Origin of the sequence: Anaerococcus degeneri (assembly GCF_017874475.1) — a bacterium.
GTDB lineage: Bacteria > Bacillota > Clostridia > Tissierellales > Peptoniphilaceae > Anaerococcus > Anaerococcus degeneri.
In genome coordinates this window covers 1-7,020 of the sequence record NZ_JAGGLO010000022.1, presented here as the reverse complement: position 1 = coordinate 7,020, position 7,020 = coordinate 1, and the positions used below count along the sequence as shown (strand labels likewise).

7 protein-coding genes are annotated in these 7,020 nt (G+C 30.1%); all 7 read right to left on the bottom strand.

All coding sequences use genetic code 11. The features are described 5' to 3' along the window. Positions 1-296: 296 nt before the first annotated feature. Positions 297-665: a nuclear transport factor 2 family protein gene (locus J2Z38_RS10365; protein WP_209775218.1), complete on the bottom strand. Its 369-nt coding sequence runs from the start codon at positions 663-665 to the stop codon at positions 297-299. Positions 666-675: 10 nt separating this feature from the next. Then, on the bottom strand, positions 676-1,095 hold the full coding sequence (locus J2Z38_RS10360) for a nuclear transport factor 2 family protein (RefSeq protein ID WP_209775217.1): 420 nt from the start codon (positions 1,093-1,095) through the stop codon (positions 676-678). A 349-nt stretch (positions 1,096-1,444) separates the two neighbouring features. After that, positions 1,445-1,735 carry a DUF3847 domain-containing protein gene (locus J2Z38_RS10355; protein WP_209775215.1) on the bottom strand — a complete coding sequence of 97 codons (291 nt, stop codon included), beginning with the start codon at positions 1,733-1,735 and terminating at the stop codon, positions 1,445-1,447. Positions 1,736-1,972: 237 nt separating this feature from the next. Continuing rightward, positions 1,973-2,431 (bottom strand): VanZ family protein, encoded by a 459-nt coding sequence (locus J2Z38_RS10350; protein ID WP_233463532.1) that lies wholly within the window; start codon positions 2,429-2,431, stop codon positions 1,973-1,975. 457 nt (positions 2,432-2,888) lie between these two features. Beyond that, positions 2,889-5,093 carry a DEAD/DEAH box helicase gene (locus J2Z38_RS10345; protein WP_209775213.1) on the bottom strand — a complete coding sequence of 735 codons (2,205 nt, stop codon included), beginning with the start codon at positions 5,091-5,093 and terminating at the stop codon, positions 2,889-2,891. Then, on the bottom strand, positions 5,090-6,799 hold the full coding sequence (locus tag J2Z38_RS10340; protein ID WP_209775212.1) for a site-specific DNA-methyltransferase: 1,710 nt from the start codon (positions 6,797-6,799) through the stop codon (positions 5,090-5,092). The genes J2Z38_RS10345 and J2Z38_RS10340 overlap by 4 nt, the downstream gene beginning before the upstream one ends. A gap of 2 nt (positions 6,800-6,801) precedes the next feature. Continuing rightward, positions 6,802-7,020: helix-turn-helix domain-containing protein (locus J2Z38_RS10335; protein ID WP_233463531.1), on the bottom strand; the 219-nt coding region annotated here is incomplete at its 5' end.

Sequence of the window (7,020 nt, the reverse complement as noted above, 5' to 3'; positions counted from 1 at the left end):
TGACTTTTAAAAAGCGAATGGTTGTTGCTCCCTGCAAGGGTTTGGCTCCGCAGGACGCAAGCACCCTTTAGGGTGTATAATTGCGCCCTTAGAAATCTAAGGGAGATTTGATTATTTACAGACTCCTTTATTTTTTCTTATTTTCCTCTCATTATTTTTAGTGTTTCTTTTATTTCTCTTATTTCTTCTTCCATGTATTTTCCTTCCATTTTTAGACAAGTAAAAACAGTAAACCTTTTTTGATTTACTGTTACTGTGTTAGTTTTTATTAAATTGTTTGATTTCCAAAATTGGATTTACCTAATGCGTTTCCCAATTTTCATTTTCTTACGCCATTCTGGTGCTATTCCATCATCAGACCAATATTCATCCATTTCAATAATCAAATCATCTTTAAGATGGATAAAGCTTACTACATGAAAAGACTCACTATTATCTCTTGGAAAGACTCGGCAAGCCAGAATAATAGTATTTGCATTTTCTTCGATTCGTTCTATTTCTCCATTCCAGTTTCCTGGATATTCACAATTTGCTTTTATATACTCATCTAAGGTAAATACCTCATTTGTGCAATGCCATTTTATAACGGCATTTTTTTGAAAAAATTTCCTAAGTTCTTCTGCATTTTGTGATAAAACTGTTTTGAAAAATCTATCTATGTCCATAGTAATCAACTTAAAACCAATTCACTTTTTCATCTCTAAACAATGGTGTTTCACTCTCTTTGTAAGGATTGTAGTTATTACAATTACAGCCAAACTCTTTCAATGCTTTTATCTTATTATCGGCTGTCCAAACAATCAAAGAAATACCGTCAAATTCTTCAACTTTCCCCTCATTCATTTTATTTTTGAAATGCCATTCTACAATAGTTTGATTATCCTTATGAAAAAATTGCTTTATATCCCAAGCAAGCACTTTTCCTCTTGTATTCCATTCATCAAACCAGTGCTTTACTGTTTGACGATCTTCATACTTAGGACTCCAGCACTCAATATAAATTACATCATCTAAAAAAATATCATCTATACCTAAGTCTTGTTGTGTGAGCCACATATCAAACCATAAACGAATGATTTTTTCTCTTTCATTCATAAATTTAAGCACCTCCAAAATCAAATAATTATATACAATTATACCATTTTTTCACCTAGTTTAATAGGTCTAACTCATTCCTCTTTACCTGTGATAGTCGTTTTGATTGTTCCAGTAAATGCTCTATGCAAGTCTTAACTTTATCTGCTTGCTCTACTTATTTTCGTATTTCTAATATTTGATTGTAAAGGTTATTTTTATCTTTCCTCATATTGGCAACTTTTGATTTCCGTTTGAATATATTTAAGATCTTGGTTTCTCTTAAGTATTCTTTCAGATATTTCTTGAAACTTTCAAATAAAATAAGTTATGCAATATACTCATTGTAAAAATCTTCCTGTTTATTATTTTAATTTTCTCCAATTAGTCTTAGTGTTTCTTTAAATTCTTTTGTCTTTGTTGCTTCTTCTAATAGGATTTTTATTCCTTCATCTGTTAGTTCATCTGCATTTTCTATAAGGCTTTCTAAGATTGCTCCTCTTGTTATTAGCCTATGAGTTCTTTCTTTTCTTCTTTTTACTATGTCTTGTTTTAATATCTTCTTTTCTTGATTTTTTAGTTGCCTTAATCTTTCTTCTGTATCGTCAATTTTATCTTTTATTTCTTTTGACTCTTGTCTTATTTGTTCTAATTTTTTCATATATAACTCCTTTCTTGTATTAAAAAAGAGATAACATCCTTGTTATCTCTATATATAAATCTTAATTTATACTAGCCCTATGATTTATCGATTATACCACCTCTTATTTTTGTTCATGTGAATGTCAACAATACATAATAAATAGTATATGAATAGAACTATTCCTACAGGTGTCTCTATCCCTGTTTTAAGAATGTTTTAGTAGTTGTTATTATCTCTCCAACATCTAACCACTAATTAAAACTTTGCAGCAAATAATATGTTAAAAATATATCTCTGAACAGTGAGCATTATTGCTAATGAGCCTATCCAAAAAAATAACAGTTCATAATAGCATTGAAAACCATCAACTTGAGTCTGATTAATCCAAGATTTTGGAACAGCTTTCTTAAATGTTTTATAAATACTAAATCCCAAATATGTGCCAAGAGTATTTGCTATCAAGTCATTTATATCTGTTGTTCCTATATCAAACATCTGAACAAACTCAATAGATAAGGATATAAGAAATCCAGCTAAAACTATATTTGCTAATCTATTATATTTTTTATAGAGAAATGGTAGAAAAAATCCCAATGGTATAAATAAAATTACATTTAAAAACGTTTCTATTGGACCTCTAATCATATCCACAAAAGGAATATAAACAATTCTTGGGGAAAATGAACCTTTAATGGCAATACCCGTCGCCGCCAATACCCCTATGAGATAAAAGCAGAAAACAAAGGATAATATTATATGCCCTTTTGTTTGTTTTTTTCAACTACATATAAAATAGCAAAATAGATAGCTACTGCTAAAAATACAGGAATACATCCACTTAAAAAATGATACATAATAAATTCAAAATCCATGAATTACCTCCACCCAAAAAAATCATAATTTTTCTCTTTTACTTTTATTTACTTCTTCTTCGTGTTCTCCCAAACTAATCCATATTTTTCTCAGTTCGGGTTGTTTCAATCTTGCCAAATGCAATCCTACTTTCATCATCTGTATGAATTTTTTAGATGATTTAAGTATTCAAGCATTTCAGTTCTTCTAATTTGTGATTTGTAAAAATATTTTTCAAAAACATTTTAAATCTCCTTACTTTCCGTCTTTAGGTTTATCTCTCATCTTAAATATTAAATTTAAAATCTTTATATTCTCATTATAATAATTCTTCTAGTCTTTTCCAATTTTCATTATTCATTTCTTCTGTGTAGTTTGTATTGTTAATATAAAGTCTTGTATCTTTATCTCTAACAAACCCCCAATTTATTTTACGCCTATCTGCATAATCCTTAAAAGCATAGAATTTATTTTCGATTTGCTTATCAATATTTTTACTTACACCTTTTCTTTCTCCACCTTTAGTTTCAATTATCCATACTTCTCCATTTTTCTTTTTGATTATATAGTCTGGATAAAAAAGATATTCTTTGCTTAGATTATTACCGTAAATAACTGATAGATATTGTTGCCCTGTATCTCCATTTTTATAGTACCAATCTACATCATCTCTACTTTCAAGATAGTTTTCTAAGAGTTGTTCTGAAGTTGATCTAAATTGAGATGTTGTCATAGATGTGTTGTATTCTTTATAGGCATTTTTCTCATACTCAACTACTTCTGTTTCATACGGAAGATACTTATAAAAATCTTCTAAAGGCATTTTCCATTTTTCAGTTTTCTTATCCAAGATTTGCATTTGTCTTTCATTAGAAATTGCTGCTAAATCTAAAAAATCATCTCTAAGTTTATAAGCATTGTTAATCATAAAAGCGTACCACTCACGATTAGAAAGATTTAATAACTTCTTGCTTGATGGTATATTTTTATGGAAAAGATGTTGAAGAATTGCCCTCATTTTGTTAGATGGCACACCAGTGACTTTTTTAATCATATCAACTGCGTGCAAACAATCAATTCCATGATCGTGAGTTGATACTTCATAGGCTATCTCTCTATTTTCACCTTGCTTTTCATCAACAATATCTTTGAGTTTTATAAACTTACCAGTCCTAAAGGTAGATATAACTTTTGTTCCCATTATAAAGCCATAAGACTCTAATAATTTTTCATTATCCTTTTTAATGTTGGTTAGTTTATATTTTTCTTTAAAATAGTCATAAGCTCTATCTCGAACTAATACTTCATCTACAAACTGATAGTCTTTATTTCTATATTCTTTTACAAGTTCAAAATCTTTGCACTTGTCTTTTAAAAATAACCTCTTAACTTCATAGGCATTTCCACCTTGTATAACAGATTCTTTGTACTTTTCATCGAATGTATAGAGGAAGCAAAGATCTAATAAGTCATTGTCATAGTGCCTTGCTCTTGGCATTCTCCTTATGCGTCCTATTGTTTGCGTTTCAAAGGTTTCCGTCATATTTTCACGGAGTTTTACAAGTATCTTTGCTCTCGGACAATCCCAACCAGTTGATATAGCTTGTTTCATAATCAAGAAGTTTGATTTGGAGTCTTCATCTGTAACATCAAGTGTATTTATTTTTTCCTCACTTAACCATTTAGCAAGCATTTTATTCTTATAGGTGTAACCCATATTTGTTAGATGTTCTTCTACAAAAGTAACTAAGGACTCACTCATATCTGGAAATTGGATAATAACTAGAGGGTTGATTTTTTCTCCTATTTTCTCATACTCAGCTTTGATTTCTTTTCTCTTTTCATCTGCTTTTTGTATAAGATAAATAGTTTCACTTTCAAGGTCGTCCATCTCGTCTGCTTCAAGACCAGGGTTTATATAGAGTGCCTTTGTGATTAGACCAGAATTTATTACCTCTTCTTCTGGTATTTCATAAAATTCTGCCATAGGGTTTTTGACAGTTGTTGCCGATACTCGTATTTCTCTATCAGAATTAAGGGCATATAGTATATCATCTGCTTTTGAGGTGTTGTTCAAATGCTCCTCGTCAATAATTGTGATAAAAGAAAGTTGTTCCCTATGTGCTTCTGCAATTCTTTCAAAAAGATTTTTCTTTTCACTATCTTTAAGTGCATTATTCTTTTTATTAGTTATCATTTCCCAGTTTATAAAATAGGTATAACCACCCTTGAAACCTTGCAGAAGAGCATCGTGTATATTAGCAGATTTTGCATGAGGAATATATTCGTCCATTTTATCTTTTGATTGTTCCTCTAAATCTCCCTTGCCTGGAGTAAGCCAGATAAATACCTTATTAGGGTTCTGCCATAGAAGATAATCATAAATATAAGAAAGTAGAATTATTGTTTTGCCAGACCCGGTCGGACTTTTTACAATGATTTTTCTTTTTGCATTTGGATCTGTCGTTTTATCCAAAAGATAGTTTTTGGCGTCTGTTTGAAAGTCAAATAAATCTAACATCATAATTCGTTCACCTCTCTTAATTCTTCTGTGAAATAATAGTCTGGGATAGTAACAACTTCAAGTTTCCTTTCTTCGATACTATCCTTGATTTCATTGGTTAGTAAGATGAATGATGGAATATATAAAACACCACTTTCTTCCATTTCAGTAAGTGCTATATTTAAATCTTCATCAGATAAAATTATTCTCCTAGTGTTCCCATCAATTTCACACATATTTTCAAGCTCGACCATTTCTTTGATATAGTCAAGGAGTTTAGAAGATAAAATCTCCTCATCTTCTGAAAGTTTAGGTATAAATTCTGTTTTATAGTATTTAAGATTATGAGGAAGTTCTTCTTGGATATTCTTCATTCTTTGATAAGTGATTTTTTCGCAAATATTGTTTTCATTGTTAGTACAAAGAATATATTTCCTATTTCCGCCATCTTCTTTATTAAGCTGCATAACTGCTTGCCCAGTTGTTCCACTCCCAGCAAAATAGTCTATTATATTAGCATTTTTCTTATTGAATGTACCAAGATTAATTAAATATTTTACTAAAGATAAAGGCTTTGTAGTATCAAATACTTTTTTGTTGTCAAACAACTCTTTTATTTCTTTAGTTCCATTTGCTGAAGTACCTAATGTTTCAGGCAAAATTGAACTTACAGCCGTTTTTGTAATATTTCCTCCAGGTATTATTCGCTTTACTTTTTCTCCGTCACTTATTATAAGTTCTTCATCTATAAGATCTTGTATCCCGTCATATCCTCTACGCCATCTTCCATACCTAGAATCGATAATCGGCAAAAATGATTTCCAATTTTCTTTTTTATATTTTTCAATTAAAGTATTTAAATATAAGTCATTAAACTCTTTATTTTCATTATCGTATAAGTTTTGCAACTCCTCTTTAGTTGGTAAACACCATTTGTTGTCTAGATTATTAAAAAATATTGGGAAAAACATTGTTGGTCTATCTTCCCTATATATAGCTTGTCCCCACTGCCTTAATTGTTCTGTCTTCTCAGTATCACTAACCCTAATTTCCATATAAAAATTTGCTTCGGGTTTATTTTTTGCATAACAAAGAATAGACTCATGCTCAATAGAAATTAAGGCTGTAGTTCCACCTTTTCCAGAACGTGCTTTCCAGATAAATTCTCCCAAGAAATTATCTTCACCAAAAATTTCGTCACCAAGAATTTTTAATTGATGGACTTCATTTTCATCAATATTAATAAATATTATCCCATCATCAGATAATAAATTTTTAGCATAATCTAGCCTTTTCCCCATAAAAGATAGCCATTTAGAATGTCTAAACCCATCATCAAGACCTACCCTATTATCATCATATACAAATTCCTTATTCTTTGTATTGTAAGGTGGATCAATATAGATAACATCAATATTACCCTTGTGAGTCTTATCCAGTAATTTTAGAGAATGTAGATTATCCCCCTCTAAGAGAAAATTGAAATCAGTGGTATTATCTCTAACTATCTTTTTATCTTCTATCTCTTTAAAAACTGGTATGTTATGAACAAGTTGTTTGTCTACTTCTTCTTCGTGTTCTTCCCAAACTAATCCATATTTTTTCTCAGTTAAGGCTGTTTCAATCTTTCCAAGTGCAATCCTACTTTCATCATCTGTGTGAATTTCTTTTAGATGATTTAGGTATTCTAGCATTTCAGCTCTTCTGATTTGTGATAGATTGCTCAATTTTATTCCACCTCATTTCTATGAATTTCTATAACATCTTCAATTCTGCAATCCAATGCCAAGCAAATCTTTTCTAGTGACTCTAAGTTCACATAAGAGTTTTTGCTCATTCTAGAAACTATGTTACTTGTTATGTTTGCAGCTCTTTTTAAGTCTTCTTTGTTCATTTCTCTTTCTACCAATAAGTGCCATAATGGTTTATAAGAAATTGCCATATTATT

What these genes read in the sequence shown, in the direction of transcription:
- J2Z38_RS10365 (WP_209775218.1), bottom strand. Translation starts at nt 665, where the DNA reads ATGGACATAGATAGATTTTTCAAAACAGTTTTATCACAAAATGCAGAA.
- J2Z38_RS10360 (WP_209775217.1), bottom strand. Translation starts at nt 1,095, where the DNA reads ATGAATGAAAGAGAAAAAATCATTCGTTTATGGTTTGATATGTGGCTC.
- J2Z38_RS10355 (WP_209775215.1), bottom strand. Translation starts at nt 1,735, where the DNA reads ATGAAAAAATTAGAACAAATAAGACAAGAGTCAAAAGAAATAAAAGAT.
- J2Z38_RS10345 (WP_209775213.1), bottom strand. Translation starts at nt 5,093, where the DNA reads ATGATGTTAGATTTATTTGACTTTCAAACAGACGCCAAAAACTATCTT.